At 55.2% G+C, this 19,617-nt stretch carries 19 protein-coding genes; 14 read left to right on the top strand and 5 right to left on the bottom strand.

Annotated elements, in window-relative coordinates:
* The first annotated feature begins 26 nt into the window (after window positions 1-26).
* From cydD to infA, 4 genes are all read left to right on the top strand, one after another.
* Window positions 27-1,796 (top strand): cysteine/glutathione ABC transporter permease/ATP-binding protein CydD, encoded by a 1,770-nt coding sequence (gene cydD, locus DEU53_RS01630; RefSeq protein WP_110865836.1) that lies wholly within the window; start codon window positions 27-29, stop codon window positions 1,794-1,796.
* Entirely contained in the window at window positions 1,796-3,526 is a 1,731-nt protein-coding gene (gene cydC / locus DEU53_RS01625; RefSeq protein ID WP_110865835.1) for a cysteine/glutathione ABC transporter ATP-binding protein/permease CydC, read from the top strand. Before cydD ends, cydC begins: the two co-directional genes overlap by 1 nt.
* Window positions 3,527-3,559: 33 nt before the next feature.
* Window positions 3,560-4,252 carry a leucyl/phenylalanyl-tRNA--protein transferase gene (aat, locus tag DEU53_RS01620; protein WP_110865834.1) on the top strand — a complete coding sequence of 231 codons (693 nt, stop codon included), beginning with the start codon at window positions 3,560-3,562 and terminating at the stop codon, window positions 4,250-4,252.
* A gap of 346 nt (window positions 4,253-4,598) precedes the next feature.
* Window positions 4,599-4,817, top strand: coding sequence for a translation initiation factor IF-1 (gene infA / locus DEU53_RS01615; protein WP_002211347.1), 219 nt, complete (start codon window positions 4,599-4,601; stop codon window positions 4,815-4,817).
* 90 nt (window positions 4,818-4,907) lie between these two features.
* Here infA and clpA read toward each other — a convergent pair whose 3' ends face one another.
* Window positions 4,908-7,187, bottom strand: a complete 2,280-nt coding sequence (gene clpA, locus DEU53_RS01610; RefSeq protein ID WP_064740732.1) for an ATP-dependent Clp protease ATP-binding subunit ClpA — start codon at window positions 7,185-7,187, stop codon at window positions 4,908-4,910.
* Between the two features lie 55 nt (window positions 7,188-7,242).
* A complete protein-coding gene (clpS, locus tag DEU53_RS01605) occupies window positions 7,243-7,563 on the bottom strand; it encodes an ATP-dependent Clp protease adapter ClpS (RefSeq protein ID WP_007887621.1) in 321 nt (106 codons plus the stop codon).
* Window positions 7,564-7,886: 323 nt separating this feature from the next.
* Between clpS and cspD the strand changes: the two genes are divergently transcribed.
* Window positions 7,887-8,114: a cold shock-like protein CspD gene (gene cspD / locus DEU53_RS01600; protein ID WP_007887624.1), complete on the top strand. Its 228-nt coding sequence runs from the start codon at window positions 7,887-7,889 to the stop codon at window positions 8,112-8,114.
* A gap of 92 nt (window positions 8,115-8,206) precedes the next feature.
* On the opposite strand, the gene DEU53_RS01595 is transcribed toward cspD, so the two are convergent.
* Window positions 8,207-9,847, bottom strand: a complete 1,641-nt coding sequence (locus DEU53_RS01595) for an ATP-dependent endonuclease (RefSeq protein WP_110865833.1) — start codon at window positions 9,845-9,847, stop codon at window positions 8,207-8,209.
* Window positions 9,848-9,984: 137 nt separating this feature from the next.
* Between DEU53_RS01595 and DEU53_RS01590 the strand changes: the two genes are divergently transcribed.
* The 3 genes from DEU53_RS01590 to ltaE all read left to right on the top strand — a co-directional run bounded on the left by DEU53_RS01590 (window position 9,985) and on the right by ltaE (window position 13,775).
* A complete protein-coding gene (locus DEU53_RS01590; protein ID WP_101760973.1) occupies window positions 9,985-10,881 on the top strand; it encodes a lysine exporter LysO family protein in 897 nt (298 codons plus the stop codon).
* A 103-nt stretch (window positions 10,882-10,984) separates the two neighbouring features.
* Complete coding sequence (gene poxB / locus DEU53_RS01585) at window positions 10,985-12,706, top strand: ubiquinone-dependent pyruvate dehydrogenase (RefSeq protein ID WP_110865832.1); 1,722 nt, start codon at window positions 10,985-10,987, stop codon at window positions 12,704-12,706.
* Between the two features lie 67 nt (window positions 12,707-12,773).
* Window positions 12,774-13,775 (top strand): low-specificity L-threonine aldolase, encoded by a 1,002-nt coding sequence (gene ltaE, locus DEU53_RS01580; RefSeq protein ID WP_110865831.1) that lies wholly within the window; start codon window positions 12,774-12,776, stop codon window positions 13,773-13,775.
* A 37-nt stretch (window positions 13,776-13,812) separates the two neighbouring features.
* On the opposite strand, the gene DEU53_RS01575 is transcribed toward ltaE, so the two are convergent.
* Window positions 13,813-14,637, bottom strand: coding sequence for an N-acetylmuramoyl-L-alanine amidase (locus DEU53_RS01575; RefSeq protein ID WP_110865830.1), 825 nt, complete (start codon window positions 14,635-14,637; stop codon window positions 13,813-13,815).
* Window positions 14,637-14,957, bottom strand: a complete 321-nt coding sequence (locus DEU53_RS01570; protein ID WP_007887640.1) for a heavy metal-binding domain-containing protein — start codon at window positions 14,955-14,957, stop codon at window positions 14,637-14,639. Before DEU53_RS01570 ends, DEU53_RS01575 begins: the two co-directional genes overlap by 1 nt.
* Window positions 14,958-15,055: 98 nt before the next feature.
* Here DEU53_RS01570 and DEU53_RS01565 point away from each other — a divergent pair, with 98 nt between their 5' ends.
* The 6 genes from DEU53_RS01565 (at window position 15,056) to artJ (DEU53_RS01540) (ending at window position 19,567) form a co-directional block, all read left to right on the top strand.
* Complete coding sequence (locus tag DEU53_RS01565) at window positions 15,056-15,595, top strand: lipoprotein (protein ID WP_101760977.1); 540 nt, start codon at window positions 15,056-15,058, stop codon at window positions 15,593-15,595.
* A 239-nt stretch (window positions 15,596-15,834) separates the two neighbouring features.
* Window positions 15,835-16,563, top strand: coding sequence for an arginine ABC transporter ATP-binding protein ArtP (gene artP, locus DEU53_RS01560; RefSeq protein ID WP_101760978.1), 729 nt, complete (start codon window positions 15,835-15,837; stop codon window positions 16,561-16,563).
* Window positions 16,564-16,578: 15 nt separating this feature from the next.
* Window positions 16,579-17,310, top strand: coding sequence for an arginine ABC transporter substrate-binding protein (gene artJ, locus DEU53_RS01555; RefSeq protein ID WP_008102446.1), 732 nt, complete (start codon window positions 16,579-16,581; stop codon window positions 17,308-17,310).
* Between the two features lie 6 nt (window positions 17,311-17,316).
* Window positions 17,317-18,030 (top strand): arginine ABC transporter permease ArtQ, encoded by a 714-nt coding sequence (artQ, locus tag DEU53_RS01550; RefSeq protein ID WP_110865829.1) that lies wholly within the window; start codon window positions 17,317-17,319, stop codon window positions 18,028-18,030.
* Between the two features lie 2 nt (window positions 18,031-18,032).
* Complete coding sequence (artM, locus tag DEU53_RS01545) at window positions 18,033-18,701, top strand: arginine ABC transporter permease ArtM (RefSeq protein WP_008102451.1); 669 nt, start codon at window positions 18,033-18,035, stop codon at window positions 18,699-18,701.
* 134 nt (window positions 18,702-18,835) lie between these two features.
* On the top strand, window positions 18,836-19,567 hold the full coding sequence (artJ, locus tag DEU53_RS01540) for an arginine ABC transporter substrate-binding protein (protein WP_097094391.1): 732 nt from the start codon (window positions 18,836-18,838) through the stop codon (window positions 19,565-19,567).
* The last annotated feature ends 50 nt before the right edge of the window (window positions 19,568-19,617 follow it).

Raw genomic sequence — 19,617 nt, 5'->3', positions numbered from 1 at the left:
TCTTTTGAGTTACCAAACGGCATCGCATGAACAAATCACGGCAACAAGAACTTCTCCGCTGGCTCCGTCAGCAACGTAATCACGGTGCGCGCAACTTACGTGCGGCTTCGCTGCTGGGTTTTGCTGGCGCATTGGTCATTATCGCCCAAGCCTGGTTACTGGCTTCGCTGCTGCAAAATCTGCTTGTCGCGCAGCAACCGCGCGCATCACTGCTCACCGATTTTCTGTTGCTGCTTCTATGCTTTGTTTTGCGCGCCGGATTGCATTACGCCCGCGAAATGGCAGGACATCGCGCCGGCGTTGCCATTCGCCGTGCGCTGCGTCAGCAGGTTCTGGATCGACTCAATGTGCTCGGTCCCGCCTGGATTCAAGGTAAGCCAGCAGGCAGTTGGGCTACGCTACTGCTCGAACAAATCGAAGAGATGCAGGAATACTACGCGCGTTATCTGCCTCAGATGTCGCTGGCACTCTTTATTCCGTTAGCCATATTGATCGCCATTTTTCCAATTAACTGGGCGGCGGGATTGATTCTGCTGGTCACCGCGCCACTGATTCCCCTATTTATGGCGATGGTTGGCATGGGCGCTGCAGATGCCAATCGCCGCAACTTTGTTGCTCTCGCCCGGCTAAGTGGTGATTTTTACGATCGTCTGCGTGGACGTGAAACGCTGCGCCTGTTCTATCGCGCTGCGGCAGAGCAAGAAGCAATTGCCGCCAGCACCACCGATTTTCGGCAACGCACTATGGAAGTGTTGCGCCTGGCGTTTCTCTCATCTGCCGTGCTGGAATTTTTTGCCTCACTGGCGATTGCTGTCGTCGCGGTCTATTTCGGTTTCTCTTATCTCGGCGAACTGAATTTTGGTCATTACAGCACCGGCGTAACGCTGTTTGCTGGTTTCCTGGCACTTATTCTGGCGCCTGAATTTTTCCAGCCGTTGCGCGACTTAGGCACCTTTTATCACGCCAAAGCGCAAGCGATTGGCGGAGCTGATGCGCTGGACCAGTTTCTACGCGAAAGTCCCGATCCACACGAAGAGCATGCTTCTCGCGAGCTTTCTCTCACTACACCGCTGCATATTCAGGCTCAGAATTTGGTGGTCATGACTGCTGGCGGTGAAGCGCTCTCTCAATCGCTCAATTTCACTCTCGATACTGGTAAACGTGTAGCGCTGGTAGGACAAAGCGGTGCAGGCAAAACCGCGCTGATGAACCTCTTGCTGGGTTTCCTGCCTTATCAAGGTTCACTGCAGGTTAATGGGCAGGAGCTGCGTGATATCAACCGCGATAGCTGGCAACAATATATTGCCTGGGTTGGCCAAAATCCGCATTTACCCGCGCAAACGCTACGCGAAAACCTGCTGCTTAATAGCCCCATTGATGACGCGACGCTCATGTCGGTTCTGCAGCGCGCGGGCGTTGACGAGTTTTTAGATCGTCTGCCAAACGGATTAGATACTCTTTTAGGCGATGGCGGCGTGGGGCTTTCCGTCGGTCAGGCGCAGCGTATTGCCGTGGCGCGTGCGCTGCTTAAACCGGCACAACTGCTATTGCTTGATGAGCCCGGTTCTGGGCTGGATAGCCAAAGTGAGCAACATGTTATCCGCGCACTGCAGCAGGCGGCCACCCAGCAGACCACGCTGATGATCACGCATCAACTCAACGAGCTCCCTAGCTGGGATGAAGTGTGGGTGATGCAGGCCGGGCAACTGGTGCAACAAGGTCCCTGGCAGCAGCTGATTGAACAAGATGGACCTTTGCGTGAAATGGCGCAGCATCGTCAGAAGGAGATCGCATAATGAATAATTTGTTGCCTTTCCTGCGTCTGTTTAGCCGTCATCCATGGCGTTTGGGACTTGGCATTATTCTCGCCATTATCACTTTGCTTGCCAGTATCGGATTGCTGACTTTATCCGGCTGGTTCCTTGCCGCCTCTTCGCTGGCGGGCGTAGCGGGACTTTATACGTTCAACTATATGTTGCCCGCTGCCGGTGTGCGCGGCGCGGCGATCACGCGCACGGCTGCACGTTATTTTGAGCGCCTCGTGAGCCACGATGCCACCTTCCGCGTTTTGCAACATTTGCGCGTGTTCACCTTTAGCAAACTTATCGCCCTATCGCCGGAACAGCTGGCTCGTTTTCGTCATGGCGAATTGCTCAACCGTTTTGTCAGCGACGTGGATACACTCGATCATCTTTACCTGCGTGTGATCTCGCCGTTAATCGGTGCAGCAGTGGTAATTGTGGTGGTCACCTGCGGTTTGGCGCTGCTGGATGTACCGTTAGCTTTGCTGCTCGGCGGTATGATGCTTTTGACGCTGTTGCTCATGCCTCCGCTGTTCTGGCGGCTTGGCACCTCAGCCGGACACCAAATCGCCCTGCATCAGGCCAGCTGGCGCATGCAGTTGACGCACTGGATTACTGGCCTGTCTGAGCTGAAAATTTATGGTGCAGCACAACAGTGGCGCGACCAACTTGATAGCGATGAACAGAAGTGGCAACAGGCGCAACGCAGACAACATTGCCTGCAGGCACTGGCGCAAAGTCTGTTGCTGGTCATCAGCGGCGCGACGGTTACGCTGTTGCTATGGATTTCCGCGAATGGCGTGGGTGGAAACAGTTCGCCGGGCGCATTGCTCGCGCTGTTTGTGTTCTGCGGACTGGCGGCGTTTGAAGCGCTGGCCCCGGTTGCCGGAGCGTTTCTGCCGCTGTCGCAGGTGACCAGCGCCGCTAAGCGGGTACAGGAAATCATTGAACAGCCCGCCGCGATCCGTTTTCCCAGCGCAAAAATCAGTAGCCCATCAGGTATCAGCCTGAAAATGGAAAACATCCGCTTCAGCTATCCGCAGCGCCCCGAATCGGTGTTGCAGCATTTTTCCCTATCGTTAAATGCAGGTGAGCATCTGGCGCTGCTCGGTCCAACCGGCTGCGGCAAATCCAGTCTGCTGGCGCTGATTACCCGCGGTTGGGAAGCGCAGCAAGGTTCAATTAGCCTCAACGATAGCGATCTCGACGCCTGGGATGAAGCTTCATTGCGTCGCCGCATTAGCGTGGTAACACAGCGCGTGCATCTGTTCAGCCAAACGCTGCGCGACAATCTGCTGCTGGCAAAACCCGATGCTAGCGATGAGCAACTGGAAGACGCGTTGAGTAAGGTGGGCCTGGCCCATCTCGCCGAACACAGCGAAGGATTGAATGCGTGGATGGGCGACGGCGGTCGACCGTTGTCCGGCGGCGAACTGCGTCGTCTGGCAATAGCGCGTGCCCTGCTGCATGATGGCGATTTGTGGCTGCTGGATGAACCTACCGAAGCTTTGGATGCCAGCACCGAGCAGCAAATTCTGGCGTTATTGCAACACGTCACCCGCGGCAAGACGCTGATTATGGTAACGCATCGCTTAAGTGGTTTAGACGCCATGGACCGCATTTGCGTTATGGATCAGGGACAAATTATCGAATCCGGTTCGCACGCCGAATTAATCTCAAAAGCAGGCCGCTACTGGCGTTTCCATCAGCGCTTTACGCTATAGTCTTAGCCAACAGCCCTGAGTGTGATTGATGCAATGAGACTGATACAGCTTTCACGAGATTCATTAAATTTCCCACCACCGGAAATGGCGCTGCGCGAGCCCAATGGATTATTGGCGATGGGCGGCGATCTCTCCCCTGCCCGCCTGATGAATGCTTATCAGCAAGGCATTTTTCCGTGGTTTTCTCCTGGCGATCCGATTCTCTGGTGGTCGCCGGATCCCCGCGCGGTCATGCTGCCAGAATCTTTCCATCTCAGCCGCAGTATGGCGCGCTTCCATAAGCGCTCACCGTATCGCGTCACCATGAATCATGCGTTTCCGCAGGTGCTGGAAGGCTGCGCCAGCGGCCGTCAGGAAGGGACATGGATCACTTTCGAAGTGAAACGTGCGTGGTTGCGGTTGTACGAACTGGGCCACGCACATTCGATTGAAGTCTGGTGCGAGCAGCAACTGGTCGGCGGGATGTATGGCCTGGCGCTGGGGCAAATTTTTTGCGGTGAATCGATGTTCAGCCGTCAGGAAAATGCCTCGAAAACCGCGCTCTGGGTATTCGCACAACATTTTCAGGCGCATCAGGGCCGGCTGATTGATTGTCAGGTGCTGAATCCGCATACCGCTTCCCTCGGTGCGGTGGAAATTCCTCGCGTTGATTATCTGCAGTACGTGCAAACGCTGGCGTGGCAACCGGTTTCCGAGAGTTGCTGGCACACACAAACCCTTTTTTGACATCGGTCACCGATGTTTTGCACACAATTCCCGACAAAAGTGATACAATAAACGAGTTTGGTATGTCGTCCGCGCTTCGCTGTGGCGAGCCGGAATTGCCAGGTTGGGAATCTCACACATTTCCCGAAGCTGTTTTGATTGTGCAACTGATGCCGATTGCTACAGATTCTTAGCCCGCTAATCCCCCGCAGACGTCAAAAAACACCCTAATTTATCCGTACTGCACGCGCAACGGCGCGACGCACGGCGAAGCGTTGGCAAAATCATCAACGGTTCTTTACATAAATCATGGAATTCGGCATTATCTTGCCGGTTCAACAGTTTGGTAGTACACCCAGAGGATTCGATGGCCAAAGAAGACAATATTGAAATGCAAGGTACCGTACTGGATACGTTACCCAACACCATGTTCCGCGTAGAGCTTGAAAACGGGCACGTGGTTACCGCTCATATCTCCGGTAAAATGCGCAAAAACTATATCCGCATCCTGACGGGCGACAAAGTGACTGTCGAGTTGACCCCGTACGACCTGAGCAAAGGCCGCATTGTCTTCCGTAGTCGCTAAGTAGATATTTCTATCTCGCGCTGATGGCACAAACTTAGCGCAAAAAAAAGGCCGGATTCGCATCCGGCCTTTTTCATATCTGCATAACGCTTAGTGTACAGTACCTTCGGTTTTACGTTTTTCCGCACTCAGGAAGTGGTAAGTAAGCTGGTTTTTATCTTTATCCAGCGCTACTGATACCGATCCACCATCAACCAGCGAACCAAACAGCAGTTCATTCGCCAACGGTTTCTTCAGATTTTCCTGTACGGCACGTGCCATCGGACGCGCACCCATCGCTTTATCGTAGCCTTTATCAGCCAGCCAATCGCGCGCATCATCGCTAACTTCCAGCGATACGCCCTTCGCATCCAGCTGAGCCTGCAACTCGACGATAAACTTATCCACTACCTGATGAATCACTTCCTGAGACAGGTGACGGAACCAGATAATGTTGTCGAGACGGTTACGAAACTCTGGGGTGAAGATCTTTTTGATCTCTTCCATCGCGTCAGTACTGTTGTCCTGATGAATCAGGCCAATCGACTTACGTTCAGTCTCACGCACACCGGCGTTGGTGGTCATCACCAGCACCACATTGCGGAAATCTGCTTTACGGCCGTTGTTATCGGTCAGCATACCGTTGTCCATTACCTGCAGCAGCAGATTGAAGACATCCGGGTGCGCTTTCTCGATCTCATCCAGCAGTACCACAGCGTGCGGATGTTTAATCACCGCATCAGTCAGCAAACCGCCCTGATCGAAGCCAACGTAGCCTGGAGGCGCACCAATCAAACGGCTGACGGTGTGACGTTCCATATACTCGGACATATCAAAACGCAGCAGCTCGATACCCAGCGCTTTTGCCAACTGGACGGTAACCTCTGTTTTACCGACACCGGTTGGGCCCGCAAACAGGAAGGAACCGACCGGTTTACGATCCTGGCCCAAACCTGCACGGCTCATTTTGATCGCTTCAGTCAGTGCTTCAATCGCATTATCCTGACCAAACACCAGCATCTTCAGACGATCGCCGAGATTTTTCAGCGTATCACGATCGGTTTGTGACACGCTCTGCTCAGGAATACGCGCAATACGTGCCACCACCGTTTCAATATCCGAAACGTTGACAGTTTTCTTACGCTTACTGACGGGCACCAGACGCGCACGCGCACCAGCTTCGTCAATCACGTCAATCGCTTTATCCGGCAGATGACGGTCGTTGATGTACTTCACCGCCAGCTCCACCGCCGCACGCACCGCTTTGGCGGTATAACGCACGTCATGGTGTGCTTCGTACTTCGGTTTCAAGCCGTTAAGAATTTGCACGGTCTCTTCCACAGAAGGCTCGGTGATATCGATCTTCTGGAAACGACGCGCCAGCGCACGATCTTTCTCAAAAATGTTGCTGAATTCCTGATAGGTCGTCGAACCCATCACGCGAATTTTGCCGCTGGAGAGCAACGGTTTGATCAGGTTCGCCGCATCAACCTGGCCACCCGATGCCGCACCGGCACCGATGATGGTGTGAATTTCATCAATAAACAGGATGCTGTTACTGTCCTGCTCCAGCTGTTTCAGCAGCGCTTTGAAGCGTTTTTCAAAATCACCACGGTATTTGGTACCCGCCAGCAGCGAACCGATGTCGAGTGAATAGATGGTGCACTCTTTCATCACTTCCGGTACGTCGCCCTGCACAATGCGCCAGGCAAGCCCTTCGGCAATCGCGGTTTTACCCACGCCCGATTCCCCCACTAGCAGCGGGTTATTCTTACGACGACGGCATAACACCTGAACAGTACGTTCCAGCTCTTTATCGCGGCCGATCAGCGGATCGATTCCGCCGACACGAGCAAGCTGATTAAGATTGGTGGTGAAGTTTTCCATACGATCCTCCCCGCCTGCTTGCTCTTCGTTAACCGGATTCTCCGCATTGTTCTGCGGCTGGCCGGGTTCGTCTTTACGCGTACCATGGGAGATGAAGTTCACCACATCGAGACGGCTCACTTCGTGTTTGCGCAGCAGATAAGCCGCTTGCGACTCCTGCTCGCTGAAAATCGCGACCAGCACGTTCGCGCCTGCGACTTCACTGCGACCGGAGGACTGGACGTGGAATACCGCGCGCTGCAGCACACGCTGGAAGCTGAGCGTAGGTTGGGTATCGCGCTCCTCTTCACTGGCAGGCAGCACCGGCGTGGTTTGTTCGATGAAGGCTTCGAGTTCCTGACGCAGAGCCACGATATCCACCGAACAGGCTTCCAGTGCCTCTCTGGCCGACGGGTTACTGAGCAATGCCAGCAACAGATGCTCGACGGTCATAAACTCATGACGGTGCTCGCGCGCTCTGGCGAAAGCCATGTTTAAACTGAGTTCCAGTTCTTGATTGAGCATTTGGCACCTCCCCCAATTATCGCTCTGACAACCTATCTCCTATATGGAGATGGCTTCAGGCTTTTTCTAGCGTACACAGCAACGGATGTTCATTATCTCGTGCGTAATTGTTCACCTGGGCTACTTTGGTCTCCGCCACTTCTGCAGTGAATACACCACAGATTGCTTTTCCATGGTAGTGAACTTTCAACATCAGCTGCGTTGCACGTTCAATATCATAAGAAAAGAACTTTTGCAGAACGTCAATAACAAATTCCATAGGTGTATAATCGTCATTATTCAGAATGACTTTATACATTGAAGGCGGCTTTAACCCTTCGCGTACTTTATCTTCGGCTAGATGTTCAAAATTAAGCCAGTCGTTTGTGTTTGCCATAATGTTCCGTCGAAATTCTGCGTTACGGTTGTGCACATCTCTGCGCCCATTCCTAAAGTTTAACATGCCTGTCAAGCCGGTTTTCAGTTGATAAAAACTGGCCCTAAAAGCACATGCGCGACCTGTATCACAAAATTTGCAATAGCGTTAACTGCCTCAAATTTTGATGAATTTATCCCCGTCCGCTAGGGCCGTTTGCTTGACGGTAAGGTCCGTTTCTCTACATTCTACTAACACAAGCTGATTGAGTTTTAAACAAACTCGACTCACAGCTTCGATGACCTCACCTACTTATCAAAATGTCTTGCGAGGGAAGTAAAAGCATGGAGACGGGTACAGTAAAATGGTTCAATAACGCCAAAGGCTTCGGGTTTATCTGTCCGATTAGCGGCGGCGACGATATCTTCGCACACTACTCCACGATTCAGATGGAGGGATACAGAACGCTGAAAGCTGGCCAGCAGGTTCAGTTTGATGTCCATGAAGGACCAAAAGGCAATCATGCCAGCCTGATCGTGCCCTGTGAAGCCACGCAAGCCGCGGTCGCTTAACGCGCATGCTGTTTCACGTATTCTGACCACTCCCGAAAAAAAATGCCAGCCGCAGACGCTGGCATTTTTATTTGGCGCATCTCACCCTTTCCTCAATCCGCCCGGCCGCGAGCCAACCACATCACGCGCGCAAACAGCTGATCCAGCAACGGCGGAATCGCCTGTGGCCCGCGTTCAGCCGCAGCCATCGCGACGGCAATCGCCAGCTCAGGTTTCGAGCTGTGCTGAATGGCTTTACTAATAATACGCCGCGTGTTCATCGGCGCGTTTAACGGCAGGTGCGCCGTCTGGTAATAAACATCGCTGAAACCCTGCTTATAGAGAAAATGTTCAATATCCGGTGCCGGAAACTGCGTGAGATGATCGCTTTCCCGTGACGCCGACGGTAGCTGGCTGCGGGCAGTCGCCGCATATTTGCTGCCCGCCTGGTCGCCGTCGGTCAGCACATGCCAGGCGATGCCCATGCGTTGGGCGAACTTCAGCAGCGGTTTCAAGCCCGATTGCGCAAACTCAATGACTTTCACTCCTTCCGCCGCGAAGTGATAGCCACGCTGCCGCGCCAGTTCATTGATAATCCACACTTCGGTCTCGCCTTCCACCAGCAGCCAGCAGCGGGCAAACAGGGCCGAAGGACGATTCACGCGGATGTGGAAACCGATACGGCGACTCTCTTCAGCGCTTAAACCTTCTGGCCCAATGCGCCATGCCGCCACCCGCGCGGGTTCACGCACCAGCCGACACATATTTTCCAGCGGCACCTGCGATAGCAGTTCACCCGAGTTGGTGGTGGCGATTTTCTGCAGCGGCATCAGTTCCAGTAAATTCCACGCCACCGATAGCATAATGGGATGCAGCCGCGTCTCCGGATCTTCCACCAGCAGCAGCGGATGCGCACCCGCCGGCAGCGGCTCGTTGCCGTGCGCCTGAATCAATAGCGAGAACATGCGCAGCAGAATCACCTGACGACTGCGTGATTCGGTGCCGGCAATCAGGTGATTAAGTTTATCCAGCGATCGCCAGCCTTCGCTGCCATCGCGAACTTCCGGTGCCACGCGCGGCGCGCTGCTGCCTGACTGCTGCACCAGAAAATAGTGTTCCAGCAGCTGCTGCATAGTATGCAATCCCTGACGCAGCAGATCGTCGCTAAGCGTTTGCGGGCGCACTACCAAATCGCGCGTCAGCTTTTCCACTTCCTGCGCCAATGCCGTCAGCGTCGTCTCGCGGCGCTCCGCATCGCTGTCAGCATGGCGGTTACGACGGCCAAAACGCGCATCGCGTAAACGCAATACCGGATAATAAGCGCGCAGGTATGCCAACGCTGCGTCAGTGCCTGCCGCTGGCAACACATCGTTATGCTGATCGATGAAACGCCAGCTGGTTTTTACACCCTGATCCTGACGTTTAGCACGCGTGCTGAAACGGATATAGCGTCCATGCTCATCGTGCTGCCAGAAGGGCTGAAACAACGCACTCTCATCATCGCCCTGGGCACGAAAACGAAATACCAGCTGCAACTGGCGCATGCGGGCATCAATGTCGCCGGGCGGGAAGTGAAAGTCGTGTTCGGTAAACTGGTAAGGCTCGGCGGCGGGCGCCAGCAACAGCGTCAATGCATCGAGCAGGCTCGATTTACCCCAGGCATTTTCCCCAATCAATACATTGGTGTGGGTCAACGGCAATGACAGCCGATTAATGCCGCGAAATCCGTAAATATCGATATGTTCCAGAATCATCATACATTCCATCTGCTGCTTTGCCTGAGCATGGTCCGCCACGCTGCGTTGGTCAAGTCAGCGCCAGGGGAAAAGGTTTACACTTCAACCGTTTTTCGCTAGCGTGGCAGCCCGCAAATCATGGATAGAAACCTCACATGTACGGATTGATTATCATCCTTTTGCCGCTGATTTTCGGCTATCTGCTGCCGCTGCGCCACACCACGCTTTTACAGGCGGTTGCCCGCACGCTGAGCGCGCTGGTCTACATCATTCTGTTCTTTATGGGCACCAGCCTGGCATTCCTCGATAACCTGAGCAGCAATTTGCTGGCCATTTTCCACATCGCGCTGGTGAGCATGCTGAGCATTCTTGCCTGTTCGCTGCTGGCGCTGTGGCTGCTGGAGCGACGCTGGCCGTGGCGTCATCAGCACAAGCCACAAGCGCTGCCGTCGCGTCTGCATATGGCGCTGGAGTCGCTCAAGCTGTGCGGTTCGGTGCTGGCGGGCTTTCTGCTCGGTTTGAGTCAATGGGCGCCGCTGCGTCACGCCTCGACCATCAGTGAATACGCCTTGATGCTGATGCTATTGCTGGTCGGTATTCAGCTGCGCAGCAGCGGCATGACGCTACGTCAAATCACCATCAACCGGCGCGGCATGCTGGTGGCGCTGGTATCGCTGTGCAGCGCGCTGGTGGGCGGCGTAATGGCCGCGCTGCTGCTGGATCTGCCGATCAAAACCGGCCTGGCGTTAGCCAGCGGTTTCGGCTGGTATTCGCTCTCCGGCATTCTGATGAGCGAATCGTTCGGCCCGGTGATAGGCAGCGCCGCCTTCTTCAACGACCTGCTGCGTGAGCTGATCACCATTATGCTGATCCCGCTGCTGATAACCCGTCAACGCAGCATGACGCTGGGCTTGAGCGGCGCAACCTCGATGGATTTCACGCTGCCAATCCTGCAACGCACCGGCGGCATGGAGATCGTGCCCGCTGCGATTGTGCACGGTTTTATTATGAGTTTGCTGGCGCCAATCCTTATCGCCCTGTTCTCGGCATAACGCATTTTTTCACGCCTGCACGCCAGCTTCATCGTCTACGCTTTCTGACTGACACGTTTTCGCCATCGGCATGGATGGCTCAACACCAGAAAGGAGCATAACGATGAAGCAAACTGTGGCGGCAATGCTGGCAAAAACTTTGGAAAACGCCGGCGTGAAACGCATTTGGGGCGTCACCGGTGACTCTCTCAACGGGCTGAGCGACAGCCTGAATCGCATGGGCACCATCGAATGGATGCCGACGCGCCATGAAGAAGTGGCAGCCTTCGCGGCCGGCGCTGAAGCACAAATCAGCGGTGAATTGGCGGTATGCGCCGGTTCCTGTGGACCGGGCAACCTGCATCTCATCAACGGCTTGTTTGATTGCCACCGCAATCACGTTCCGGTTTTGGCCATCGCCGCCCACATTCCTTCCAGCGAAATTGGCAGCGGCTATTTTCAGGAAACCCACCCGCAAGAATTATTCCGCGAATGCAGCCACTATTGCGAGCTGGTTTCCAATCCGGAGCAGCTGCCGCAGGTGCTGGGCATTGCGATGCGTAAAGCGATTCTCAATCGTGGCGTATCAGTGATTGTGATCCCCGGCGACGTGGCATTGCAGCCGGCCCCGGAAAGCGCACGCAGCGAATGGTATCCGCCGCAGTTGCCGCACGTGGTGCCAACCGCCCGCGAAGTGGCCGCCTTAGCTGAAACGCTGAATGCAGCGAAAAATATCACCCTGCTGTGTGGCAGCGGTTGCGCTGGCGCGCATGACGAAGTAGTGAAGCTGGCAGAAACGCTGAAAGCGCCGATTGTGCACGCGATGCGCGGTAAAGAGCACATCGAATATGATAACCCTTACGATGTCGGCATGACCGGATTGATTGGCTTCTCCTCTGGTTTCCACGCCATGATGAATGCCGATACCTTAGTGCTGCTGGGGACGCAATTCCCCTATCGCGCCTTCTATCCGGCCGATGCCAAAATCATTCAGATCGACATCAATTCGGGCAGCCTTGGCTCACACAGCCATGTGGATATGGCGCTGGTGGGTGACATCAAAACCACCTTGCATGCGCTGCAGCCGCAGCTCACCAGCAAAACCGATCGTCAGCATCTGGACAAAGCGCTGGAGCATTATGTCGATGCGCGCAAAGGGCTGGACGAACTGGCCACCGCTAACGATAAGCTGGCGATTCACCCGCAATATCTGGCCCAGCAAATCAGCGAATACGCCGATGACGACGCCATCTTTACCTGCGACGTCGGCACGCCAACCGTTTGGGCAGCGCGCTATCTGAAGATGAACGGCAAACGTCGTTTGATCGGCTCGTTCAATCACGGTTCGATGGCCAACGCCATGCCGCAGGCATTGGGCGCGCAGTCGCTGGACAAGCAGCGTCAGGTGGTGGCGCTGTGTGGCGACGGCGGTTTTAGCATGTTGATGGGCGATTTCATTTCGGTGGCGCAGCTCAAACTGCCGGTGAAACTGGTGATCTTCAATAACAGCGTGCTGGGCTTTGTGGCGATGGAGATGAAAGCCGGTGGCTATCTGACCGACGGCACCGACCTCGAAAACCCGGATTTCGCCGCCATCGCCGCCGCCTGCGGCATCAAAGGCATTCGCGTCGAGAAAGCCTCCGATCTTAACGGCGCGCTGCAGGAAGCCTTTGCGCACGATGGCCCGGTGTTGCTTGACGTGATTACCGCCAAAGAAGAGTTGTCGATGCCGCCGCAGATTAAAGCCGAGCAGGCCAAAGGTTTCAGCCTCTACATGATGCGCGCCATTCTGAATGGACGCGGTGATGAGATCGTAGAGCTGGCGAAAACCAACTGGCTGAGGTAAAACAATTCAGGCCAAACATGATGATAACGCGGGCGCTTCGCCCGCTTTTTTATTTCAGGAGAGCGACGTGATCGATCTACGCAGTGATACCGTAACCCGCCCGAGTGCTGCCATGCTCGATGCCATGATGGCAGCCGAAACCGGCGATGATGTCTACCGCGATGACCCCACCGTACACGCACTGGAAGTCGAAGCCGCACGCTTGAGCGGCAAAGCCGCCGCCCTGTTCTTCCCCACCGGCACGCAAGCTAATCTGGTTGCGCTGCTGTGTCACTGCCAGCGCGGCGATGAATATATCGTGGGTCAGCAGGCGCACAACTACAAATATGAAGCCGGCGGCGCAGCGGTGCTTGGCAGCATTCAGCCACAGCCAATTCTGCATGCGGAAGATGGTTCCCTGCCGCTGGCGGAGGTGGCCGCCGCCATCAAACCCGACGATTTCCACTTCGCCCGCACCCGTCTTCTGAGCCTGGAAAACACCCATCACGGTAAAGTGCTGCCGCTGAGCTATCTGGAGCAAGCGTGGACTTTCACCCGCGAGCATAAGCTGGCGCTGCACATTGATGGCGCACGTATTTTTAACGCCGTGGTGGCACAGAATGTGGAGCTGGAAGCGATTGCGCGTTACTGCGACACCTTAACCATCTGCCTGTCAAAAGGCCTTGGCACGCCGATTGGTTCGCTGCTGTGTGGCGATGAGGCCTACATTGAGCAAGCGCGTCGCTGGCGCAAAATGACCGGCGGCGGCATGCGTCAGTCGGGCATTCTGGCCGCGGCAGGACTGTATGCGTTGAAGCACAATGTCGCGCGTCTCAAAGACGACCACGATAATGCGGCATGGTTAGGCGAGCAGCTCAGCGCCATCGGTGTTGAAGTGCTCAATCAGCACACCAACATGCTGTTTGTGAAGGTGCCAACAGAGAAAGTTGACGCGCTGAAAAGCTGGATGCAGTCGGGCGATGTGCTAATTAGCGTTGGGCCCGTAACGCGTATTGTCACGCATCTGGATGTCAGCCGTCAGGATCTGCAACGGCTGGTGGCGCACTGGCAGGCATTCCTGCAGCAGTAAACAAACGGCCGCCATTTATGGCGACCAATGCCGCGTATCACTGCGCCGCACCGTACTTCGCTAATAACGCGCGGGCGATCGCCAGGGTTTCTGCATCGGCGATGCCGCGATAATCACGCGGGCGGAAATGCATTTGAAACGCCGCAATCAGCTTGCGCTGCATCTGCGGCGTGGTCGCCGCCGCCACGTCGTAGCCATAGCGCTGCAGCGCATCCAGCAGTTCTGCCTGATCCACGCCTTCATCCGCCGCGCGTCCGTTAAGATAGCGCTGCACCGTTGCCTGCTCGGGCCACGCGCCTAAACCGTGCTCTGCCAGCTGCTGCCAGGGAAACAGCGGACCGGGATCCTGCTTACGCTGCGGCGCGATATCGCTGTGCCCGACCACATTTTCCGGCGCGATGCCGTAGCGCTGAGTGATATCTTTGACCAGCGCCATCAGCGCGCTGATCTGCTGCGGCGTAAAGGGCTGCCACTGCAAACCCGTTAAGGTTCGACGATAACCACTGTTGACGATTTCAATACCAATCGAAGTGTCATTGATGCGCGTTGCACCGCGCCAGAAACTCGGGCCTGCGTGCCACGCGAGTTGGCTTTCCGGCACCAATTGCCACACCACGCCTTTGCCGTTTTTCTGCGGCGGATGCTGCGGAATCAGGTAGTGCGCGCTAACTTCCCGATCGGTTAGCGTCGCCAGCGAAGTGGAGAAATCCTCAGCGGTGTAATGAATCACCACCACTTTAATTCGCGGCCGCGCGCCCTGCGCCGGATGCGCGATATCAACCCAGTAACCATGGCGCGCTTCAATCGATGACTGACAAGCGCTGAGTAACAGCGCCATCGCCAGCAGGACAACCACGCGCATTAGCGAATAATCACGGCGGTGCCGGTGACGCTCACCATCAACATGCTGCCCTCTTTGCCGACAGTTTCGTAGTCGATATCGATGCCCACCACCGCGTTGGCGCCGAGCGCTTTCGCCTGCTCTTCCAGCTCTTTAAAGGCGATCTGGCGCGCTTTGCGTAACTCTTTTTCGTAGGCGCCAGAGCGGCCACCGACGATATCGCGGATACCGGCGAAGAAATCGCGGAAAATATTGGCGCCGAGAATCGCTTCACCGGCGACCACGCCGCAATATTCACTGATGCTATGTCCTTCCAGCGTGGGCGTTGTAGAAAATTTCATGGTGTTCTCCTTTTCTGAATCAGCTCGTAGCGCTTAAAAGCAAGGCTATACTCTATGCTAAAAATGGCGCTTTGCCAGTGAACAATAAGGAAATCGAGATGAGAAACAATGCCTTTGCGCTGCTTATTCCCGCAGCGTTGCTGCTAAGTGCTTGTACCACCGTTGAGCCAGTGATTAAGGATAATGGCCCGCGCACCGCTGCCTGCGTTGACGGGGGTCCGGACAGCGTGGCGCAACAGTTCTACGATTTACGCGTCAGCCAGCCGACGCAAGGTTTGCCAGACAGCAACACGCTGGCGAAATATCGCCCTTACCTGAGCGATCGCCTGTATCAAAAGCTGCTGAGTGCCAGCAGCCAGAATCCGAAACCAGCGGCGTGGACCCGCGGCGATCTCTTCTCCAGCCTGGCGCAAGGCCCAACTTCAGCGGACGTGGCCAGCGCATCCACCATTCCTAACCGCGACGCGCGCAATATTCCGCTGCGGGTTGAGCTGAGCCGCGACAGCAAAACCTGGCAAGATGAAGTGCTGATGATCCACGAAGGCACCTGCTGGGTGGTTGATGATGTGCGTTATGTCGGCCAGGTGCCCCACGCTGGCGGCGGTTCGCTGACGCAGCTGCTGGAAGCGAAAAAGTAACCGTTCACTTTTCCCGCCGTTAATACCATTGTTTAGCGCGCCGCATCCTTGCGGCGCTTTTTGTTGATATTTTGTGAACAAAATAGGGCTCGCCAGCCCTCATCCACCTTGAGTTGCGCGATTTTGTGCTACGCTTTGGAGGTTTCACTGCTCTTTAATAAATATTAACCCACCACAATTGCATAACTATTCTGGTGACGTTAAAATCCGCGACACTAATTACTATTCATTTTTTGCGCATGAGTATTCAACTAAACGCCATAAACTGTTTTTACGGTACCCATCAGGCCCTGTTCGATATCAACCTGGCTTGTCCGCAGGGTGAAACGCTGGTGTTGCTCGGCCCGAGTGGCGCGGGTAAAAGTTCGCTCCTGCGCGTCCTCAACTTGCTGGAGCAACCGCGCTCCGGCAGCCTGCAGATTGCCGGCAACCAGTTTGATTTCACCAAAGCCCCTTCCGACAGCGCGATTCGCGAGCTGCGGCAGAACGTGGGCATGGTATTCCAGCAATACAATCTGTGGCCGCACCTGAGCGTGCTGCAAAACCTGATTGAAGCGCCGTGCCGCGTGCTCGGCCTCAGCAAGGACGCCGCGCGTGCGCGTGCTGAAAAGCTGCTGGACCGTCTGCGCCTGACGCCTTACGCCGATCGCTTCCCGCTGCATCTTTCCGGCGGCCAGCAGCAGCGCGTAGCGATTGCCCGTGCGCTGATGATGGAGCCGCAGGTGCTGCTGTTTGATGAACCGACCGCCGCGCTCGATCCCGAAATCACCGCCCAGATCGTCAGCATTATTCGTGAGCTGGCACAGACCAACATCACACAAGTGATCGTGACGCACGAAGTGGAAGTGGCGCGTAAAACCGCCAGCCGCGTGGTGTATATGGAAAACGGTCACATTGTTGAGCAAGGCGATGCCAGCCACTTTACACAGCCGCAAACCGACGCGTTTGCTAATTATCTTTCGCATTAAGTCAGGATGCTTCTAATGAAAAAAGTTGTAATTGCTGCCCTCCTTGCTGGCCTGAGCCTGAGCGCTTCAGCGGCACAGACATTGCGTTTTGCTACCGAGGCTTCTTATCCTCCGTTTGAATTCGTCGACTCTGATAACAAAATTCAGGGCTTTGATGTCGATCTGGCTAACGCGCTGTGTAAAGAGATGGATGCGACCTGCACCTTCACTAATCAGGCGTTCGATAGCCTGATCCCCAGCCTGAAGTTCCGTCGTTTTGACGCGGTTATGGCAGGCATGGACATCACGCCAGATCGTGAGAAGCAAGTGCTGTTCTCCAAGCCGTATTACGACAACTCGGCCATCTTCATCGCGCAGAAAGGCAAAATGGCTGACGTGGCCGCGCTGAAAGGCAAACGTGTAGGCGTGCAGAACGGCACCACGCACCAGAAATACCTCTCTGACAAACACAGCGACATCACCGTTGTGCCTTATGACAGCTACCAGAACGCCGTGCTGGATCTGAAAAACGGTCGTATCGATGCGGTATTCGGTGACACCGCGGTAGTGAACGAGTGGCTGAAGCAGAACGCCAACCTCGCGCCGCTGGGTGAGAAAGTGACGGACAAAGATTACTTCGGTACCGGTTTAGGTATTGCCGTGCGTCAGGGCAACAGCGAGCTGCAGGGCAAGTTCAATGCGGCGCTGGAGAAGATCAAAGCTGACGGCACCTACAAAACCATCTACAGCAAATGGTTCCAGCAGTAATTTCTGATGAATGAAATGATTCCACTCGCAAGCGCCGCCGGTATGACCGTCGGCCTTGCCGTTTGTGCACTGATCGCCGGCCTTGTGCTGGCGATGATTTTTGCTGGCTGGGAATCGCTGCGCTGGAAACCACTGGCGTGGCTCGGTACCGCGCTGGTCACACTGATTCGCGGCCTGCCGGAAATTCTGGTGGTGCTGTTTATCTATTTCGGCGCCTCACAGCTGCTGCTAACGCTCTCCGATGGCTTCCACATCAATCTCGGCCTGTTCGCTATTCCGGTGCAGGTGCAAATTGAAAACTTCGACGTCAGTCCCTTCCTGTGTGGTGTGATTGCGCTGGCGATGCTCTATTCCGCCTATGCATCACAAACCCTGCGCGGCGCGCTGAAAGCGGTGCCGGTGGGTCAATGGGAATCGGGCCAGGCGCTGGGGATGAAGAAGTCGGCGATTTTCCTGCGCCTGATCATGCCGCAGATGTGGCGTCACGCGCTGCCCGGTTTGGGTAACCAATGGCTGGTGCTGCTGAAGGATACTGCGCTGGTATCGCTGATCAGCGTGAATGATCTGATGCTGCAAACCAAAAGTATCGCTACGCGCACGCAAGAGCCGTTTACCTGGTATCTGGTGGCGGCGGCGATCTATCTGATTATCACGCTGTTCAGTCAGTTCGTGCTGCGCCGCATTGAATTGCGCACCACGCGTTTCGAGCGAGGGGCTTAAGCATGCTGGATTACTTACCCGAGCTGCTGAAAGGGCTACACACCAGCCTGACGCTGACCGTGGCATCGCTGATTGCGGCATTGGTGCTCTCTGTACTTTGCACCATCGTGCTGGCGCTCAAAGTGCCGGTGCTCAATTGGCTAGTGAAAGGCTATATCACGCTGTTCACCGGCACGCCGCTGCTGGTGCAGATCTTCCTGATCTATTACGGTCCCGGCCAGTTCCCCAGCATCCAAAACATTCCTTGGTTGTGGCATCTGCTGTCGCAGCCGTGGCTGTGTGCGCTGCTGGCGCTATCGCTCAACAGTGCGGCTTATACCACGCAGCTGTTTTACGGTGCGGTGCGCGCCATTCCGTCCGGTCAATGGCAATCCTGCGCGGCGCTCGGCATGAACCGCAAAGATACGCTGCGCATTCTGCTGCCGTACGCCTTCAAGCGCGCCTTGTCGTCCTACTCCAACGAAGTGGTGCTGGTATTTAAAAGTACCTCGCTGGCCTACACCATTACGTTGATGGAAGTAATGGGCCACGGACAACTGCTGTATGGCCGCACTTACGATATCTCGGTATACGCTGCCGCTGGCCTGATCTATCTGGTGGTTAACGGCTTGCTGACGCTGATGATGCGTCTGGTCGAGAAGCGTGCGCTGGCATTTGAGCGTCGTAACTGATTTATTCCCTGCGGGCGCACTAAAAAAGCGCCCGCTGTTCGTTTAAATTAATAAGCAAAAATATTGCATATAAATTCATTAACTGGCATCGTGTAACCCGTTCCGTCTCTGGCATGGTTTACAGGAGTTACATAATGAAAAAATGGATCGTTGCTGCTGCGCTGGCAACTCTGGCAATGAATGCTTATGCGGCGGAAAAAATCCGCTTCGCCTCTTCCGCCACTTATCCCCCGTTCGAATCCCTTGATCACGACAACCAAATCGTGGGCTTCGATATCGATCTGGCAAAAGCACTGTGTCAGCAGATGAAAGCGGATTGCACCTTCACCAACAACGCCTTCGATAGCCTGATTCCGTCGCTGAAATTCCGTCGCTATGACGCAGTGATTTCCGGCATGGATATCACCGCCGATCGCAGCAAGCAGGTCGATTTCACCCAACCTTACTACGCTAACTCGGCGATTGTGATTGCGCATAAAGGCCAGTTCACCGACTTCAGCCAGCTGAAAGGCAAACGTGTTGGCGTTGAGAACGGCACCACACATCAGAAATACCTGCTGGAGAAACATCCGGAGGTGATTGCGGTGGCGTATGACAGCTATCAGAACGCGATTCTCGACCTGAAAAACGGTCGCCTGAACGGCGTGTTTGGTGATACGGCGGTGGTGAATCAGTGGCTCAAGGCCAATGACGATCTTAGCGCGGTAGGCGAGCACATCACCGATACCGACTTCTTCGGCACCGGTTTAGGTATCGCGGTACGCAAAGGCAATGAGCCGCTGCTGAACGAGCTGAACAGCGCGTTAGTGGCATTGAAGGCCAACGGCACCTGGCAGCAAATCAATCAGAAGTGGTTCCCGGAATAAGCATTATGGGAAGGCGGAGCGTGCTGCCTGCCAGGTTCTGCACGTCCTCC

Origin of the sequence: Pantoea sp. AG1095 (genome assembly GCF_003208415.1) — a bacterium.
In the GTDB taxonomy this organism is placed as follows: Bacteria; Pseudomonadota; Gammaproteobacteria; order Enterobacterales; family Enterobacteriaceae; genus Pantoea; species Pantoea leporis.
This window is presented reverse-complemented; position numbering and strand designations above follow the sequence as displayed.

Coding starts and splice junctions, on each gene's coding strand:
- cydD (WP_110865836.1), top strand. CDS start 27: ATGAACAAATCACGGCAACAAGAACTTCTCCGCTGGCTCCGTCAGCAA.
- cydC (WP_110865835.1), top strand. CDS start 1,796: ATGAATAATTTGTTGCCTTTCCTGCGTCTGTTTAGCCGTCATCCATGG.
- aat (WP_110865834.1), top strand. CDS start 3,560: ATGAGACTGATACAGCTTTCACGAGATTCATTAAATTTCCCACCACCG.
- infA (WP_002211347.1), top strand. CDS start 4,599: ATGGCCAAAGAAGACAATATTGAAATGCAAGGTACCGTACTGGATACG.
- clpA (WP_064740732.1), bottom strand. CDS start 7,187: ATGCTCAATCAAGAACTGGAACTCAGTTTAAACATGGCTTTCGCCAGA.
- clpS (WP_007887621.1), bottom strand. CDS start 7,563: ATGGCAAACACAAACGACTGGCTTAATTTTGAACATCTAGCCGAAGAT.
- cspD (WP_007887624.1), top strand. CDS start 7,887: ATGGAGACGGGTACAGTAAAATGGTTCAATAACGCCAAAGGCTTCGGG.
- DEU53_RS01595 (WP_110865833.1), bottom strand. CDS start 9,847: ATGATTCTGGAACATATCGATATTTACGGATTTCGCGGCATTAATCGG.
- DEU53_RS01590 (WP_101760973.1), top strand. CDS start 9,985: ATGTACGGATTGATTATCATCCTTTTGCCGCTGATTTTCGGCTATCTG.
- poxB (WP_110865832.1), top strand. CDS start 10,985: ATGAAGCAAACTGTGGCGGCAATGCTGGCAAAAACTTTGGAAAACGCC.
- DEU53_RS01575 (WP_110865830.1), bottom strand. CDS start 14,637: ATGCGCGTGGTTGTCCTGCTGGCGATGGCGCTGTTACTCAGCGCTTGT.
- DEU53_RS01570 (WP_007887640.1), bottom strand. CDS start 14,957: ATGAAATTTTCTACAACGCCCACGCTGGAAGGACATAGCATCAGTGAA.
- DEU53_RS01565 (WP_101760977.1), top strand. CDS start 15,056: ATGAGAAACAATGCCTTTGCGCTGCTTATTCCCGCAGCGTTGCTGCTA.
- artP (WP_101760978.1), top strand. CDS start 15,835: ATGAGTATTCAACTAAACGCCATAAACTGTTTTTACGGTACCCATCAG.
- artJ (WP_008102446.1), top strand. CDS start 16,579: ATGAAAAAAGTTGTAATTGCTGCCCTCCTTGCTGGCCTGAGCCTGAGC.
- artQ (WP_110865829.1), top strand. CDS start 17,317: ATGAATGAAATGATTCCACTCGCAAGCGCCGCCGGTATGACCGTCGGC.
- artM (WP_008102451.1), top strand. CDS start 18,033: ATGCTGGATTACTTACCCGAGCTGCTGAAAGGGCTACACACCAGCCTG.
- artJ (WP_097094391.1), top strand. CDS start 18,836: ATGAAAAAATGGATCGTTGCTGCTGCGCTGGCAACTCTGGCAATGAAT.